The following is a 1,295-nucleotide window of genomic DNA, read 5'->3' as shown; positions in this document are numbered from 1 at the left end:
CATCAAAAAATCTCCACAATATTGCTGGTATTGGCGGATTCGCCCTGCAGCGGTTCGTTAAACAGTGCGTGCATCGTTGCCCAGGCCAAATCTGCATGGCTGGCTTCTTCGCTGCGGCTGGCTTCGTAGGTGGGACGGTTTCCGCTGGCGGTAGTGGCGCGGCGGATTGCCATAAAGGACTGCGCAATGTCGGTGTGTCCGGCGTCGAACTCCAGACGGCGGTGGCTGATAATGTCGTATGCCTTGAGCACCAGGGCGTTTTTGACGTTGGGGTTGTAGACAAACTCCCGGACGGCAGGAAAGAACGCTTTCACGTTCTCGTAAACACCATGACCGACGCCAGTGGAGTCGATGCCGATATAGGTCACGTTGTACTGCTGCGTCAGCTTTTTGATAGCGTCAGCCTGGGCGCGGAAGTCCATCCCGCGCCACTGATGACGCTCAAGAATGCGGAACTTACCGCCCGGCACGGCGGGTGGCGCCATCACCACGCAGCCTGCGCTGTCACCGTTCTGCGTGCCTTTCGCCGGGTCGTAACCGATCCACACTTCGCGCCAGCCAAACGGGCGCAGTGCCAGTGCGTGAAAATCGCTCCAGACTTCCCAACTGTCCACCATGCATGCCTGCAGCTCGCTGAGCGGGAACACGGACGCCAGATCGTCAATAAATTCACACATCAGCAGGTTCTGGTATTCGTCCGGGCTGTACTCCATGCGCAACTGGTCGAGGTCGAACAGATTACAGCCGCCGCGCACCGCATCTTCCACGGTGACGATCTGCCGGTACTGCCCGTCCGGGCAAAGCAGGCCGGGGGCCAGACTGGCGTGAGTCAGGTCAATGTCCACCTTGTCTGCTTTGGCGCGGCCCCGGTTGAACAGCGCACCGGACCAGAACGGGTAGGCGCTGTGGGTCAGGCTGGACGGCGTGGAAAAATAGGTCTGGCGCCATTTCTTGTGAATGGCCATCCCGGAGGCGACTTTGCGAAGCTCCTGGAATTTCGGTATCCAGAAATATTCATCAAGATACAGATTGCCGTGGTAGCTCTGCGCCGTGCGGGCGTTGGTGCCGAGAAAGTACAGACACGCCCCGTTGCTGAGCGTCATCGGGTCGCCTTTCAGCTCCACATCCACCTCTTTGGCAAAGTCGATGATGTACTGCTTAAAGACGTGCGCCTGCGCCTTGCTGGCGGAGAGGAAAATCTGGTTGCGCCCGGTGGTGATGGCGTCAATCAGCGCCTCACGGGCAAAAAAGAAGGTCGCGCCAATCTGGCGTGACTTGAGCAGATTGCGAATGCG

At 58.8% G+C, this 1,295-nt stretch carries 1 protein-coding gene; it reads right to left on the bottom strand.

Going from position 1 to position 1,295, the window contains the following annotated elements; all coding sequences use genetic code 11:
* Positions 1-2: 2 nt before the first annotated feature.
* Positions 3-1,295, bottom strand: a 1,293-nt coding sequence (locus JTI85_RS18985) for a terminase large subunit domain-containing protein (protein ID WP_255574881.1), incomplete at its 5' end; no start/stop codon positions are given.

This window comes from Citrobacter sp. Colony219 (assembly GCF_019382635.1).
Classification (GTDB): Bacteria; Pseudomonadota; Gammaproteobacteria; order Enterobacterales; family Enterobacteriaceae; genus Citrobacter; species Citrobacter youngae.
Note: the sequence above shows the minus strand (reverse complement) of the source record. Positions and strands in the feature narration are given on the sequence as shown.